Annotated in this window: 12 protein-coding genes; 11 read left to right on the forward strand and 1 reads right to left on the reverse strand. The window is 55.3% G+C overall.

The annotated features are described in order from the left end of the window. Nucleotides 1-118: 118 nt before the first annotated feature. The gene (gene ycaO, locus WFK59_RS02655; protein WP_233984734.1) at nucleotides 119-1,882 is read right to left on the reverse strand and encodes a 30S ribosomal protein S12 methylthiotransferase accessory factor YcaO; all 1,764 of its coding nucleotides are present in this window, start codon (nucleotides 1,880-1,882) and stop codon (nucleotides 119-121) included. Nucleotides 1,883-2,195: 313 nt separating this feature from the next. Here ycaO and serC point away from each other — a divergent pair, with 313 nt between their 5' ends. The 11 genes from serC (at nucleotide 2,196) to kdsB (ending at nucleotide 15,186) form a co-directional block, all read left to right on the forward strand. After that, entirely contained in the window at nucleotides 2,196-3,281 is a 1,086-nt protein-coding gene (serC, locus tag WFK59_RS02660; protein WP_336754956.1) for a 3-phosphoserine/phosphohydroxythreonine transaminase, read from the forward strand. Between the two features lie 82 nt (nucleotides 3,282-3,363). After that, nucleotides 3,364-4,650: a 3-phosphoshikimate 1-carboxyvinyltransferase gene (aroA, locus tag WFK59_RS02665; RefSeq protein WP_233984732.1), complete on the forward strand. Its 1,287-nt coding sequence runs from the start codon at nucleotides 3,364-3,366 to the stop codon at nucleotides 4,648-4,650. Between the two features lie 196 nt (nucleotides 4,651-4,846). Continuing rightward, complete coding sequence (gene cmk / locus WFK59_RS02670) at nucleotides 4,847-5,533, forward strand: (d)CMP kinase (protein WP_233984731.1); 687 nt, start codon at nucleotides 4,847-4,849, stop codon at nucleotides 5,531-5,533. Nucleotides 5,534-5,641: 108 nt separating this feature from the next. Beyond that, nucleotides 5,642-7,315 (forward strand): 30S ribosomal protein S1, encoded by a 1,674-nt coding sequence (rpsA, locus tag WFK59_RS02675; protein WP_031376639.1) that lies wholly within the window; start codon nucleotides 5,642-5,644, stop codon nucleotides 7,313-7,315. 82 nt (nucleotides 7,316-7,397) lie between these two features. Next, nucleotides 7,398-7,682, forward strand: a complete 285-nt coding sequence (ihfB, locus tag WFK59_RS02680; RefSeq protein ID WP_003849360.1) for an integration host factor subunit beta — start codon at nucleotides 7,398-7,400, stop codon at nucleotides 7,680-7,682. A 202-nt stretch (nucleotides 7,683-7,884) separates the two neighbouring features. Then, a complete protein-coding gene (locus tag WFK59_RS02685; RefSeq protein ID WP_336754957.1) occupies nucleotides 7,885-10,140 on the forward strand; it encodes a DNA internalization-related competence protein ComEC/Rec2 in 2,256 nt (751 codons plus the stop codon). A 34-nt stretch (nucleotides 10,141-10,174) separates the two neighbouring features. After that, on the forward strand, nucleotides 10,175-11,923 hold the full coding sequence (gene msbA / locus WFK59_RS02690) for a lipid A ABC transporter ATP-binding protein/permease MsbA (protein WP_233984729.1): 1,749 nt from the start codon (nucleotides 10,175-10,177) through the stop codon (nucleotides 11,921-11,923). Next, nucleotides 11,920-12,915, forward strand: a complete 996-nt coding sequence (gene lpxK / locus WFK59_RS02695; protein WP_233984728.1) for a tetraacyldisaccharide 4'-kinase — start codon at nucleotides 11,920-11,922, stop codon at nucleotides 12,913-12,915. The genes msbA and lpxK overlap by 4 nt, the downstream gene beginning before the upstream one ends. A gap of 23 nt (nucleotides 12,916-12,938) precedes the next feature. Then, nucleotides 12,939-14,171: a winged helix-turn-helix domain-containing protein gene (locus tag WFK59_RS02700; protein ID WP_233984727.1), complete on the forward strand. Its 1,233-nt coding sequence runs from the start codon at nucleotides 12,939-12,941 to the stop codon at nucleotides 14,169-14,171. Nucleotides 14,172-14,257: 86 nt separating this feature from the next. Continuing rightward, nucleotides 14,258-14,440, forward strand: a complete 183-nt coding sequence (locus WFK59_RS02705; protein WP_031376635.1) for a Trm112 family protein — start codon at nucleotides 14,258-14,260, stop codon at nucleotides 14,438-14,440. Next, nucleotides 14,437-15,186: a 3-deoxy-manno-octulosonate cytidylyltransferase gene (gene kdsB, locus WFK59_RS02710; RefSeq protein WP_336754959.1), complete on the forward strand. Its 750-nt coding sequence runs from the start codon at nucleotides 14,437-14,439 to the stop codon at nucleotides 15,184-15,186. Before WFK59_RS02705 ends, kdsB begins: the two co-directional genes overlap by 4 nt. The last annotated feature ends 17 nt before the right edge of the window (nucleotides 15,187-15,203 follow it).

The following is a 15,203-nucleotide window of genomic DNA, read 5'->3' on the forward strand; positions in this document are numbered from 1 at the left end:
AAGTGTTGTGACGTAAAAAAATTTTAATGGCGCTAATGTTTTTTAGAAATAACGCCCCATCTTCCGGATGATCCGGCAGCCGGGGCGTCAGCCTGTTTTACTGCTTAGCGCAGATGAATTATGCGCTTTGCCAGTAACGACGCTTCGCAGCCTGCAGTTTTTCATAGGCCGCCAGCAGAGACTGGTGCGCCGGGAACGCTTTCAGTTCCTCATCCACCGCCTGAAGGCCATAGAATGGGCTTTCACCACTGATCGCTGCGGAAGCGGCTTCCATTGCCTCTGTGCCGTACATGCGCACAAACGCATGATGATATTGCAGCGGGTCACGCTCATCTTCCATCGCCAGCAAAAGCAGTGTCTGCAGGCAGCGATAGTAGTTGGCGCGTTCAGGCGTAAAGATGGAACTGTTGAATTCCATTGTCCATTCCGTCCAGATCAAGGCCTGATCCAGGTCGCCTCCCGCCATTGCCAGCATCGCTTTCAGCTCGCCAATGCGCAGGGTATACCAGCCGTTATCTTTACCAGTCGCCAGGCCCAGCAGTTCGCGGACGCGGGTAAAGTCATCAAAGCCTTCGTCATCGAGCTGGCCAATCAGATCCAGATACTCTTCCGGATTCCAGTTGCTGTCAGGCAGAGCCAGTAAGGTTTCACGCATACCCGCGCCCATGCTGTTATTCGCCAGCAGCAGGTCTTCTGCCGGATAGATGTCCGACATGCCAGGTACGATAATACGGCAGGCATAGACGCCCAGATGCTCATAATCAGCGATATAAACTTCCTGATCTTCAGCCGCGAAGATCGCCATCAGCGTGGCAAATTCCTGTTCCGTGGTGCCAGCAAAGGTCCAGTCAACAAACGGGTAATCTGCCGTCTCTTTAAACAGGTCCCAGGAGATCAGGCCGCTTGAATCGATGAAGTGCGTTTCGAGATTCGCGTGTTCCGCGACTTCTTCATCATCGAAGGTGGGCGGCGTGAACACATCCAGATCTTTGAGGCTGCGACCCTGCAATAACTCGGTAACGGTACGTTCAAGCGCCACGCCAAAATCAGGATGAGCACCGAACGAAGCGAAACAGGTGCCGTTGGCCGGATTAAACAGGACCACACAGATGACCGGATATTTTCCGCCCAGCGAGGCATCGTAAGCAAAGATGGGGAAACCTTCCGCTTCCAGGCGCGCAATCGCCTCGACCACGTCAGGATAACGCTGCATCACGGCATCGGGAATGGCCGGCAGGCTGATGGCTTCAGCGATGATGCGGTTTTTAATGTAGCGCTCGAAAACTTCTGACAGCCCCTGAACCCGTGCCTCATTAGCGGTGTTGCCCGCTGACATCCCGTTAGAGACGTAGAGGTTACCGATGATGTTCATCGGAATGTAGACGGTTTGCTGATCGGACTGACGGGTAAAGGGCAGGGCGCAGATGCCACGCTCAACATTGCCGGACTGCAGATCAATCAACTCTGCGGCGGTCAGCGCATTATCCGGATCGTAAAAAGCGCGCAGGCGCGGGTCAAGAATGCCTTCTGGCAGAGATTCATCAGCCGGCAGCGCAAACCATTTTTCATTGGGATAGTGAACGAAATCGCCGTTGGCGATAGTTTTTCCTAACCAGAAATCAGCGAAGAAATAGTTGGTTGAGAGACGCTCAAAATATTCACCCAGTGCAGAGGCGAGTGCCGCTTTCTTGCTGGCCCCCTTACCGTTCGTGAAGCACAACGGGCAATCGCGGTCACGAATATGCACAGACCAGACATGGGGAACAGGATTCAGCCAGGAGGCCTCTTCAATATTAAAACCAAGGTCCTGAAGCTTGTTCTGGAAACGGGTGATGGAGTCTTCCAGCGCGGCATCTTTGCCCGGGATAAATGTTTGCGTCATAGTGCCGCTCTCTCAGTTGTCATAGGGTGCGTAAAGCGCGCAATGATACGGATTTTGCCGACGATCCGCTATCAAGGCGGGATAATTTTACCGGCTTAGTGTTCATCACCAGAGCTGTCAGACCAAACGGCAATTCGGCAGGCTGGACGAAGCCTCACAAAATTTTGCGTTGGTTTGCATTGGTAACATAACCTCCGGCACGACGGATTCAGAAAATGTGACCGTCACCGGATTTATGATTGCAGCCATCAGGATGCAGTGATAAAACCGGTAAGTTATTCATAACCGTTCGATATGACAGTGGTGAGGGGAAATGACGCAAGTTTATAATTTTAGCTCCGGCCCAGCGATGCTGCCGGTTGAAGTGCTCCGTCGTGCAGAACAAGAGCTGACAAACTGGCGTGGCCTGGGAACCTCCGTAATGGAGATCAGTCACCGCAGCAAAGAATTTATTCAGGTGGCCGAAGAAGCGGAGCAGGACTTCCGTGATCTGCTAAAAATACCGGCCAATTACAAAGTATTATTCTGCCACGGCGGCGCGCGTGCGCAGTTTGCTGCCGTGCCGGGCAACCTGCTGGGCAATGCGTCATCGGCTGACTACGCCGATGGCGGCTACTGGGCGCACAGCGCAATAAAAGAAGCGCAGAAGTATTGCTCCCCACGCACCCTGGATGTCAAAACCACACGTGACGGTAAACGTGCGATTCTGCCGATGCGGGAATGGGACGTCAGCGACGACTCTGCTTATCTGCACTTCTGTCCGAACGAAACCATCGACGGTATTGCGATCGACGAACAGCCTGATTTTGGCAGCAAAACGGTGGTCGCAGATTTCTCCTCTACCATTCTTTCGCGTCCGATTGATGTCAGCCGTTATGGCGTCATCTATGCCGGTGCGCAGAAAAACGTCGGACCCGCCGGATTAACGCTGGTGATTGTGCGTGAAGATCTGTTAGGCCAGGCGCAGGCCTCGGTACCTTCCATCCTTGATTATAAGGTGCTGGCGGACAATGACTCGATGTTCAATACTCCGCCCACTTTTGCCTGGTATCTTTCTGGCCTGGTGTTCAAATGGCTGAAAGAGAAGGGTGGCGTGGCTGAGATTGACCGGATCAATCAGGCCAAAGCTGACCTGCTGTATGGCGTGATCGATCACAGCGGTTTCTACCGCAATGACGTGGCGACAGAAAACCGCTCACGCATGAATATCCCTTTCCAGCTGGCTGATGCAACACTGGATGCGCTGTTCCTTGAAGAGTCTTTCAGGGCCGGACTGCATGCGCTGAAAGGACATCGGGTCGTCGGTGGAATGCGTGCCTCGATCTATAATGCCATGCCGCTGGAAGGCGTTAAGGCGCTGACCGATTTTATGGTTGATTTTGAACGCCGTCACGGCTGATTAATAACATATCAGCATCAATGCTGATGCCAGACCTCGTCAGTTGGCGAGGTCTTCGTATTTTTTGAGGATTTCGTTTCACATGCAGGACTCCCTGACTCTCCAACCCATCGCGCGCGTCAACGGCACGGTAAATCTGCCGGGATCTAAGAGCGTATCGAATCGTGCATTGCTGCTGGCGGCACTGGCTAAAGGCACCACCCGTCTGACCAACCTGCTCGACAGCGATGATGTTAAGCACATGCTGAATGCCCTTAGCGCATTGGGCGTAAACTACACGCTTTCCAGCGATCGCCGGGTGTGTGAAGTCACGGGAAAGGGCGGTCCGTTGCAATCCGATCAGCCTCTCTCGCTGTTCCTGGGGAATGCGGGTACCGCGATGCGTCCGCTGGCCGCCGCGTTATGCCTGGGTCAGCAGGATATTGAACTCACTGGCGAACCGCGTATGAAAGAGCGGCCAATCGGGCATCTGGTCGATGCATTACGCCAGGGCGGTGCCACTATTGAGTATCTGGAGAATCAGGATTATCCGCCGCTGCGTTTGCGTGGAGGCTTTACCGGGGGTGACGTCAGCGTGGATGGCAGCGTCTCCAGTCAGTTCCTGACGGCGCTACTGATGACTGCACCGCTGGCTGAGCAGGACACCCGTATCAGCATCAAAGGCGAACTGGTTTCGAAGCCTTACATCGATATTACGCTGCACCTGATGCGCTGCTTTGGCGTTGAGGTTGAAAACCAGAACTATCAGCATTTCCTGATCAAAGGACAGCAACACTATCAGTCACCGGGCGACTATCTGGTTGAAGGTGATGCCTCTTCGGCTTCCTATTTCCTCGCCGCTGCCGCTATCAAAGGTGGAACGGTACGGGTGACCGGGATTGGCCGCCACAGCGTGCAGGGCGATATCCGTTTTGCCGATGTACTGGAAAAAATGGGCGCGCAGATTGAGTGGGGCGACGACTACATTGCCTGTACGGCCGGAAAGTTACAGGCGATTGATATGGACATGAACCACATCCCGGATGCGGCGATGACCATTGCCACCACCGCGCTGTTCGCCGAGGGAACCACCCAGTTGCGTAATATCTATAACTGGCGGGTGAAAGAGACCGATCGACTGAGCGCGATGGCCACTGAACTGCGCAAAGTGGGCGCAGAAGTGGAAGAAGGCCACGACTTTATCCGCATTACCCCGCCGGCGACGCTGGTTCATGCGGATATTGGTACCTATAACGATCACCGTATGGCGATGTGTTTCTCGCTGGTGGCGCTCTCTGATACGCCGGTTACCATTCTTGATCCGGGCTGTACGGCGAAAACGTTTCCCGACTACTTCGCTCAGCTGGCAAAAATCAGCCAGCCAGCCTGATGCCTCATCTCCGGTGCGTTACTGCACCGGAAATCCTCATATTATCTGGCCGTATTGCGGCAGAGATCCTCTGATTTACCTGGAATTATTAACACCGTCAGTGCGAAAGGGTAACCAAGGATGGTTGGGCAGCGTATAATGCTAGTCATTACCGATGGCCAACAGGCCGACAAGCGCGCAGCAACAGGAGGGAATAATGACAGTAACTGCCCCGGTCATAACTATCGATGGGCCAAGTGGTGCGGGAAAAGGGACCCTGTGCAAAGCAATGGCGGAAGCCTTGCAGTGGCATCTGCTGGATTCCGGCGCAATTTATCGCGTGCTGGCGTTAGCCGCGTTACATCATCAGGTCGATATCGAATCTGAAGAAGCGCTGGTGCCGATTGCCGCACATCTGGATGTGCGCTTTGTGTCACAAAATGGCGAGATGCAGGTGATTCTGGAAGGTGAAGATGTCACCAGCGAAATTCGTACCCAGGAGGTCAGCAACACGGCTTCCCGCGTGGCGGCTTTTCCACGGGTACGTGAAGCGTTACTGCGCCGTCAGCGCGGCTTTCGCGAGGCGCCGGGTCTGATCGCCGATGGTCGCGATATGGGCACCGTGGTTTTCCCGGATGCGCCGGTCAAAATTTTCCTGGATGCCAGCGCTGAAGAGCGTGCCCAGCGCCGCATGCTACAGTTGCAGGATAATGGCTTTAATGTTAACTTTGATCGCCTTTTAGCCGAGATAAAAGAGCGTGATGACCGCGATCGTAACCGCGCAATTGCGCCTTTAGTAGCCGCTGGCGATGCATTGGTTCTGGACTCTACTGAAATGTCTATCGATCAAGTCATTGAAAAAGCGCTACACTATGCCCGGGAAAAGCTGGGCATTACGGCTTAACTGAATTTATCACCCTGTACCAGGGATCCGGTGCCGGGCATGTGAAACAACCCCATCCGACATGAAGTCAGATGGACGTTAAATTGAAGAATCCTGAAGATTATCAATATGACTGAATCTTTTGCTCAACTATTTGAAGAATCCTTAAAAACAATCGAAACCCGCCCGGGTTCTATCGTTCGTGGCATCGTCGTTTCTATCGACAAAGATGTCGTTCTGGTTGATGCGGGTCTGAAATCTGAATCTGCAATTCCTGCAGAGCAGTTCAAGAACGCAGCCGGCGAACTGGAAATCCAGGTTGGCGACGAAGTTGATGTTGCTCTGGATGCAGTGGAAGACGGCTTCGGTGAAACCCTGCTGTCCCGTGAGAAAGCTAAGCGCCATGAAGCCTGGATCACGCTGGAGAAAGCTTACGAAGACGCTGAAACTGTTACCGGTGTTATCAACGGCAAAGTTAAAGGCGGCTTCACAGTTGAGCTGAACGGTATCCGTGCGTTCCTGCCAGGTTCACTGGTTGACGTTCGTCCGGTGCGCGATACGCTGCACCTGGAAGGCAAAGAGCTTGAATTCAAAGTGATCAAGCTGGATCAGAAACGCAACAACGTCGTGGTTTCACGTCGTGCGGTTATCGAATCCGAAAACAGCGCAGAGCGCGATCAGCTGCTGGAAAACCTGCAGGAAGGCATGGAAGTCAAAGGTATCGTTAAGAACCTCACTGACTACGGTGCATTCGTTGATCTGGGTGGCGTTGACGGCCTGCTGCACATCACTGACATGGCCTGGAAGCGCGTTAAGCATCCAAGCGAAATCGTCAATGTGGGCGACGAAATCACTGTTAAAGTGCTGAAGTTCGACCGCGAGCGTACCCGCGTATCCCTCGGCCTGAAACAGCTGGGCGAAGATCCATGGGTGGCTATCGCTAAGCGCTATCCGGAAGGCACCCGCCTGACCGGTCGTGTAACCAACCTGACTGATTACGGCTGCTTCGTGGAAATCGAAGAAGGCGTTGAAGGTCTGGTACACGTGTCTGAAATGGACTGGACCAACAAAAACATCCATCCGTCTAAAGTTGTTAACGTAGGCGACGTGGTTGAAGTTATGGTTCTGGACATCGACGAAGAGCGTCGTCGTATCTCCCTGGGTCTGAAGCAGTGTAAATCTAACCCATGGCAGCAGTTCGCTGAGACGCACAACAAAGGCGATCGTGTTGAAGGTAAAATCAAGTCAATCACTGACTTCGGTATCTTCATCGGCCTGGACGGCGGCATCGACGGTCTGGTTCACCTGTCTGACATCTCCTGGAACGCGACCGGCGAAGAAGCCGTTCGTGAGTACAAAAAAGGCGACGAAATCGCTGCCGTTGTACTGCAGGTCGATGCAGAGCGTGAGCGTATCTCGCTGGGCGTTAAGCAACTGGCAGAAGATCCGTTCAACAACTACATCACGCTGAACAAGAAAGGCGCTATCGTTAACGGCAAAGTAACTGCTGTTGATGCTAAAGGTGCTACAGTTGAATTAGCAGACGGCGTTGAGGGTTACCTGCGCGCTTCTGAAGCTTCACTGGATCGCATTGAAGATGCCACTCTGGTTCTGAGCGTTGGTGACGACGTTGAAGCCAAATTCACCGGTGTTGATCGTAAAAACCGTGTGGTTAGCCTGTCTGTCCGTGCGAAAGACCAGGCTGACGAGAAAGAAGCCATCAATACTGTTAACACCAAACAGGAAGAAGGCAATTTCTCTAACGCTATGGCTGAAGCGTTCAAAGCGGCTAAAGGCGAGTAATCGACCTGAAGCACCGGGTGGGCAACCACCCGGTTTCGGTAAAAGCTGTCATACTTTCCCAGAGGGATAAACCGGAGGTTACATGACCAAGTCAGAACTGATCGAAAGACTGGCGGGACAGCATACTCATATACCGGCGAAAGTCGTTGAGGATGCAGTAAAAGAGATGCTTGAGCACATGGCCACAACGCTGGCACAAGGCGAACGCATCGAAATCCGGGGATTCGGCAGCTTTTCTTTGCACTATCGCGCTCCGCGCACCGGTCGTAACCCGAAAACGGGTGACAAAGTGGATCTGGAAGGTAAATACGTTCCCCACTTCAAGCCAGGCAAAGAGCTGCGCGATCGCGCAAATATCTACGGCTAAGCCGATACCGAACCAGACAAACGACACCTCCGGGTGTCGTTTTTTTTTGCCCGGTATTTTTCCGCGCTGACATCCGGATGGGTGCAAGCTGTTCTGCAACACCAGCGAATTAATGCGATACCGCTCGCGACTGTCTGATTACCTGCTTTAACGCCTCCTCCAGCCGTTCAAAATAAGTCTCCTCATCAGGATGGATGTGATTATGCTGACATGGATGGTTGTAGCCCGGCTGGGCATTATGGCTACGCTGCCTTTACTGTTTATCGCCCGGCTTCCTGCCGGAGAAAGCATTCTGGGTTTGCTGCTGACAGGGATCGTATTACTGCAATGTCGTCTGCCAACCCTGCGCATAAGCGGGCTCGCACTGCTGCTACTGGCATGGGCTTGTAACGATGCAAGGTTAATGGTCAGGGATATTGAGCATCATGCCGCACGACCAGCCACCTACAGCATCCGCATTGTCGAACTGAAAAAGGAGAGCAGGCAAATCAGGGTTCACCTGCTGAAAGAGGGCGAGCGCTGGCTGTTTCCACCTCGTTTTGCCTGGCTCTATTTCGATGCCGATCCTGAACAGTATTGTCCCGGCCAGCGCTGGACAATGCGATTACGACTGCGGGCGGTTCATGCCCGGCTGAATGAGGGTGATTTTGATGCTCAGCGTTTTGCGCTGGCGAATAATACGCCGTTACAGGGGCGCATTCTTCAGCAGGTTGCGGATAAGAGTCAGTGTAACTGGCGCTGGCGATTCATCCTGCGGCACCGCAGACAGACAGCCGCCTTACCGTCACATGCCACATTAGAGGCTCTGGCCTTCGGCATCCGCGATGATTTGAGCCGCGAAACGCGTCAATTGTTGCGTGATACCGGTACCGCTCATCTGATGGCGATTTCAGGTATGCACATTGCGCTGGCGGCAGGCAGCGGCTGGCTGCTGGCTCGCGGACTGCAATTTGCGCTGCCGGCCCGCTATATCAGTTACGGTTTTCCACTGTTACTCAGCTGGCTGTTTGCTGCGCTATACACCTGGCTGTCGGGGGCGCATCCGCCAGCACAGCGCGCACTGCTGGCGCTGACGCTCTGGACGCTCACCCGCATTGCCAGCATTCAGCTCAATAGCTGGCAGGTCTGGACATATTGCGTAGCGCTGCTGTTGATCCTCGATCCCCTGACTGTGCTGTCAGAAAGCTTCTGGCTCTCGACGCTGGCTGTCGCCATGCTGCTGATCTGGTATCACTGGTTCCCGCTCTCCCGCCGATTCCGCCATCAACGGCGCTGGTTACCGCTGCAGCTGCTGCATCTTCAGCTGGGAATGCTGTTGCTGATGGCACCGCTGCAGGTGGCTATCTTTAATGGTCTCAGCCTGACTGCACTGGTGGCTAACGTGTTGGCCGTTCCGGTGGTGTCATTCGTTACCGTACCGCTGATTCTTATAGCAATGCTGCTGCCTCTACCTGCGTTATCGATACTCTTCTGGCAGGCTGCGGATCTGTCGTTACGGGCACTATTACAGTCTCTGGCAGCCTTGCCGCCAGGCTGGTGGCCGCTGCACGGCACCGTTTTTTTCGCGGTGCTGATATGGGGCGGTCTGATTCTATGGCGAACCCAGCTGTTCTTCGCTCTGCCTCTGAGCAGCAGTGCAATTGCGCTGGCGATAATCATGAGTCGCCAGCCGAAACAGGAGCCGGGATGGCGCATCGATATGCTGGATGTCGGTCACGGTTTAAGTATGGTGATCAGTCAGGGCGATGAAGCGGTACTGTATGATACCGGTCCGCGCTGGCAGAGCGACAACGCTGGCAGCCGGGTGATTATCCCCTGGCTGGAGCGCAAGCAGCTGCAACTGAAGCAGATCATCCTCAGTCATAAACATCTCGACCACAGCGGTGGACTTGCGGCGATAACTGCGCGCTGGCCGACGGTTAACGTGCGTAGCGCGCTGGCAAACGACGCCCATCTGCCTTGTGTACGCGGTACGCAATGGCGCTGGGGCCGGCTCCAGTTTGACGTTCTCTGGCCATTGTCCCTGCCGACCCGCGGCGACAACAACGATTCCTGTGTCATCATCGTCGATGATGGTCAGGTGAGATTGCTGTTAACCGGCGATATCGAGGCGATAGCGGAGCGTCAGCTGGTGGCGCTGGAGAAGCAGCGTCTCAGGGTCGATATCCTGCAGGTGCCGCATCACGGCAGCCGCACGTCCTCAACCCCGCTGTTGTTGCGCAGCGCGGCGGGCAAAACAGCACTTGCCTCTCTGGCGCGCTACAACGCCTGGCATATGCCGGCAAAAAGCGTGCTGGAAAATTACCAGCGAGCCGGTTTTAACTGGCTTGATACCGGTCAGTCGGGCCAGATCAGCATCACTATCCAACAGGGTAAAATTGCGGTTTACAGCCTGCGCGATCAATTAATGCCCCGTTGGTACCATCAGTGGTTTGGCGTCAAACGCGAATCCAGGTAGAATGGCCGGCTATTTCCAACAGCGTGAATAAATAATGCATCTAGATAAAGATCTCTCTACGTGGCAGACATTCCGCCGACTCTGGCCAATGATCGCGCCTAACAAGGCGGGATTAATTGTGGCGTCCGTTGCCCTGGTTATTAACGCTGCGGGCGACGCCTTAATGCTCTCCCTGTTGAAACCGTTACTGGATGATGGTTTTGGTAAAGCCGATAAATCGGTGATGCTGTGGATGCCGCTAGTGGTTATCGGCCTGATGCTGATCCGCGGCGTGACCAGCTATATCTCCAGCTACTGCATCTCCTGGGTTTCTGGCAATGTGGTAATGACTATCCGCCGTCGGCTGTTCAGCCACATGATGGGCATGCCGGTCTCATTCTTCGACCAGCAGTCGACCGGCACCCTGTTGTCACGTATCACCTACGATTCAGAGCAGGTTGCGTCTTCCTCTTCGGGTGCGCTGGTTACGGTGGTACGTGAAGGTGCCTCCATTATTGGCCTGTTCATCATGATGTTTTACTACAGCTGGCAGCTGTCGTTGATTCTGATTGTACTGGCACCGATCGTTTCCTTTGCGATCCGCACCGTCTCCAAGCGTTTCCGTAACATCAGTAAAACCATGCAAAACACCATGGGGCAGGTGACGACCAGCGCGGAACAGATGCTGAAGGGTCATAAAGAAGTGCTGATTTTCGGCGGCCAGGAGATCGAGTCTGAGCGCTTTGCCCGCGTCAGTAATCGCATGCGTCAGCAGGGTATGAAGCTGGTTTCTGCCTCGTCCATCTCCGATCCGGTGATTCAGCTGATCGCCTCTCTGGCACTGGCTTTTGTACTCTATGCTGCCAGCTTCCCGAGCGTGATGGATACCTTAACCGCCGGTACTATTACCGTGGTCTTCTCATCAATGATCGCGCTGATGCGTCCCCTGAAGTCACTGACTAACGTTAATGCCCAGTTCCAGCGCGGTATGGCAGCCTGTCAGACGCTGTTCTCTATTCTGGACAGCAAGCAGGAAGTGGATAACGGTACTCGTGAAATCACCCGTGCGAAGGGCGATATTGAGTTTCGTAACGTCACCTTTACCTATCCGGGTCGTGATATTCCGGCGCTGCGTAATATCAATCTCTCGCTGCCGGCAGGCAAAACGGTGGCACTGGTGGGGCGTTCCGGCTCCGGTAAATCGACCATGGCCAGTTTGCTGACCCGCTTCTACGATATTCAGCAGGGCGAAATTCTGCTGGATGGTTTCGATTTGCGTGAGTACACCTTACGTTCGCTGCGTAACCAGGTCGCCCTGGTGTCGCAGAATGTTCATCTGTTCAATGACACCATTGCCAATAACATCGCCTATGCCCGCAGCGAGCAGTACAGCCGCGCGGAGATCGAAAAGGCCGCGACTATGGCGCATGCGATGGATTTCATCAATAAGATGGATAAGGGCCTGGATACAGTGATCGGCGAAAACGGCGTGCTGCTATCAGGCGGCCAGCGTCAGCGTATTGCGATTGCGCGTGCTCTGTTACGTGATTGCCCGATTCTGATCCTTGATGAAGCCACCTCGGCGCTGGATACCGAATCTGAGCGGGCCATTCAGTCGGCGCTGGACGAACTGCAGAAGAACCGTACCTCTCTGGTGATTGCGCACCGACTCTCTACCATCGAAAAAGCGGATGAAATCGTGGTGATTGAAGATGGTCAGATTGTTGAGCGCGGCACGCACCAGGTACTGTTAGCGGAGCGTGGGGCCTATGCCCAGCTGCATAAGATGCAATTCGGCCAATGATTGAGCGCATCTGGAGTGGTCGTTCACCCTTATGGCTGCTGTTATGGCCACTGAGCCTGCTGTATGGGGCGATCGCCACTCTGATTCGTTACAGTTATCAGCGCGGCTGGCGTAAAAGCTGGCGCGCGCCGCTGCCGGTGGTGGTGGTGGGCAATCTTACGGCTGGCGGTAATGGAAAAACGCCGGTGGTGATCTGGCTGGTCGAGGCATTGCAACAGCGCGGTCTGCGCGCGGGTGTGGTGTCGCGTGGCTACGGCGGTAAAGCAGAACATTATCCGCTGCTGGTTACCGCCCGGACCGCTACCGAACAGGCCGGCGATGAGCCGGTGCTGATTGCCCAGCGCACCGGTGCGCCCGTGGCCGTGGCACCAGAACGGCGGCGGGCAATTGAAGCGCTGCTGAATCAGGGGCCGTTAGATGTGATTATCACTGATGACGGCCTGCAACATTACGCATTGCAGCGCGATCGCGAAATTGTGGTGGTGGATGGTGTCCGTCGCTTCGGCAATGGCTGGTGGCTACCCGCCGGACCGATGCGTGAACGCGCCGATCGTCTGCGCCAGGTTGATGCGATTGTGGTCAACGGCGGAGAAGCGGAGCCCGGTGAAATTGCGATGCAGCTTCAGCCAGGCCTGGCAACCCATCTGCTGACCGGCGAAACCCGCCCGGCTGACCAGCTTCATTCGGTGGTCGCCATGGCCGGTATTGGTCACCCGCCGCGCTTCTTTACCACCCTGAAACAGCAGGGGCTGACGCCGGTCGCCGAGATCGCGTTTGCCGATCATCATGCTTACAGTCAGGATGAGCTGGCGCGGCTGACTCAGGCCGGACAGCAACTGCTGATGACCGAAAAAGATGCGGTAAAATGCCGCCACTTTGCTCAGCCCAACTGGTGGTATCTGCCGGTCGATGCCAGTCTGAAGGGAGAGGCCGTAGCACCGCTGCTGGCCGATATTGAACAGCTGTGCCGCAGCGGTCAGCCAGGACATTAATTTCCCGATCAATAAGGAAGAGAATGAACCCGCAGCATTCACTTTCGTTACGACAAGCACGCCACCTTCATCTCGCCGCGCAGGGCCTGCTGCGCCCGCCAGCAAAACGCGCCCGCTATCAGGATCTGATTGACTGCATCTCACGCATGTCGCTGCTGCAAATCGATACCATTAACGTCGTTGCCCGCAGCCCCTATCTGGTGCTGTTCAGTCGCCTTGGTGACTATCCGCAGGCGTGGCTGGAACAGGCACTGGCTGAGGGTAAGGTGTTTGAATACTGGGCACACGAAGCCTGCTTTATTCCACGCGCCGACTACAGGCTGCTGCGGCACCGCATGCTGTCGCCGGAACGGCTGGGCTGGAAATATAACGCGCAGTGGGTAGCTGATCATCAGCAGGAGATCGCCGAATTGCTGCAGCAGATCCGCGAAAACGGTCCGGTGCGGGCTGCCGATTTTGCGCCTGCCGAAAACCATAAACCGGGATGGTGGGCATGGAAACCGCACAAGCGGCATCTGGAGAATCTGTTCAGCGCCGGTGAGTTGATGGTGGCCGAACGCCGCAATTTTCAGCGGGTATACGATCTGCGCAGCCGGGTAATGCCCGACTGGCAGGATGCGCTGCACAGCATCAGCGAAGCCGAAGCGACCCGCTTGATGTTACTCAACAGTGCCCGCAGTCTCGGCATCTTTCGCGCCAGCTGGCTGGCCGACTATTACCGGCTGAAACGGGTGCCGCTGAGCGCCTTTCTGGCGGATGCGCAGGACGCGGGAGAAGTCATCGCGGTGACCACCGAAGAGCTGGGCGAAATGTGGCTGCACCGTGATTCGCTGCCGTTGCTTGAATCCCCGTTACAGGCAACCCACAGCGCGCTGCTGTCGCCGTTCGATCCGGTGGTCTGGGATCGCAAACGCGCGCTGGAGCTGTTCAGCTTTGATTACCGCATTGAGTGTTATACGCCCGAGGCAAAACGGAAATTTGGCTATTTCGTATTGCCGATCCTGCATCGTGGCGAGATAAAAGGCCGACTGGATGCCCGGATGGTGCGCCAGTCAAAACAGCTGGAGATTAAAAATGTCTGGCTGGAGGATCGGACGCGGGTCACGTTGCAATTTGCCGGAGATATCCGGCGGGCGATAACGCGCTTTGCAGCCTGGCAGGGCGCGGAAACCGTTTCTCTGCTGCAGGTTCCCGCCGCTCTGCGGCAGCACTGGCCGGCCAGCTGGTCACTGCAATCCCAGCCTGGCAACCGGTGATGCACTGATACGTTTTACGCCCTGCCGCCCGGGCTGGGCTATGGTATGCTTTATCCCTTACGCATTCGGTCCCTGATGGAGGACATATGGATCATCGTTTACTCGAAATCGTTGCCTGCCCGGTGTGCAATGGCAAACTTTATTACAACAATGCGCAGCAGGAGTTGATCTGCAAACCGGATGGCCTGGCGTTCCCGGTGCGTGACGGTATTCCGGTATTACTGGAGAATGAAGCGCGCACGCTGTCGGTTGAAGAGATTCATCCATGAGTTTCACCGCCATCATTCCTGCGCGTTATGCGTCAACCCGCCTGCCAGGCAAGCCGTTAGTGGATATTCACGGCAAGCCGATGGTGGTGCATGTAATGGAGCGCGCCCGTGAATCGGGCGCCAGTCGGGTCATCGTCGCTACCGATCATCCGGATGTGGCACAGGCGGTGCAAGCCGCTGGCGGTGAAGTCTGCATGACGCGCGCCGATCATCAGTCCGGCACCGAGCGTCTGGCAGAGGTGATTGAAAAATATCAGTTTGCTGATGATGAGATCATCGTCAACGTGCAGGGCGATGAGCCCATGATCCCGGCGGAGATCGTGCGCCAGGTCGCCACCAATCTGGCCGGTTCCACGGCAGGAATGGCGACGCTGGCGGTGCCAATCACCGATGCGGAAGAGGCGTTTAATCCGAATGCGGTGAAAGTGGTGATGGACGTGCATGGCCATGCGCTCTATTTTTCGCGTGCCACTATCCCCTGGGATCGTGAACGTTATGCCAGCTCGCGCGAGCAGATTGGCGACACGCTGCTGCGTCACATCGGCATTTATGCTTATCGCGCGGGCTTTATTCGCCGCTATGTCGCCTGGGCGCCTTGCCCGCTGGAGCAGATCGAGCTGCTTGAGCAGTTGCGGGTGCTGTGGTACGGCGAGAAAATTCATGTTGCGGTGGCGAAAACGATTCCCAGCGTCGGCGTTGATACGCCGGACGATCTGCAGCGCGTTCGCGCAGCAATGCAGGCCTGATAAAACGGGGAGAGACT

It is taken from the genome of Pantoea sp. USHLN298 (genome assembly GCF_037149395.1).
GTDB classification, from domain to species: domain Bacteria; phylum Pseudomonadota; class Gammaproteobacteria; order Enterobacterales; family Enterobacteriaceae; genus Pantoea; species Pantoea astica.

What these genes read in the sequence shown, in the direction of transcription:
- rpsA (WP_031376639.1), top strand. Translation starts at nt 5,642, where the DNA reads ATGACTGAATCTTTTGCTCAACTATTTGAAGAATCCTTAAAAACAATC.
- WFK59_RS02705 (WP_031376635.1), top strand. Translation starts at nt 14,258, where the DNA reads ATGGATCATCGTTTACTCGAAATCGTTGCCTGCCCGGTGTGCAATGGC.
- WFK59_RS02685 (WP_336754957.1), top strand. Translation starts at nt 7,885, where the DNA reads ATGCTGACATGGATGGTTGTAGCCCGGCTGGGCATTATGGCTACGCTG.
- cmk (WP_233984731.1), top strand. Translation starts at nt 4,847, where the DNA reads ATGACAGTAACTGCCCCGGTCATAACTATCGATGGGCCAAGTGGTGCG.
- ycaO (WP_233984734.1), bottom strand. Translation starts at nt 1,882, where the DNA reads ATGACGCAAACATTTATCCCGGGCAAAGATGCCGCGCTGGAAGACTCC.
- ihfB (WP_003849360.1), top strand. Translation starts at nt 7,398, where the DNA reads ATGACCAAGTCAGAACTGATCGAAAGACTGGCGGGACAGCATACTCAT.
- msbA (WP_233984729.1), top strand. Translation starts at nt 10,175, where the DNA reads ATGCATCTAGATAAAGATCTCTCTACGTGGCAGACATTCCGCCGACTC.
- kdsB (WP_336754959.1), top strand. Translation starts at nt 14,437, where the DNA reads ATGAGTTTCACCGCCATCATTCCTGCGCGTTATGCGTCAACCCGCCTG.
- serC (WP_336754956.1), top strand. Translation starts at nt 2,196, where the DNA reads ATGACGCAAGTTTATAATTTTAGCTCCGGCCCAGCGATGCTGCCGGTT.
- lpxK (WP_233984728.1), top strand. Translation starts at nt 11,920, where the DNA reads ATGATTGAGCGCATCTGGAGTGGTCGTTCACCCTTATGGCTGCTGTTA.
- WFK59_RS02700 (WP_233984727.1), top strand. Translation starts at nt 12,939, where the DNA reads ATGAACCCGCAGCATTCACTTTCGTTACGACAAGCACGCCACCTTCAT.
- aroA (WP_233984732.1), top strand. Translation starts at nt 3,364, where the DNA reads ATGCAGGACTCCCTGACTCTCCAACCCATCGCGCGCGTCAACGGCACG.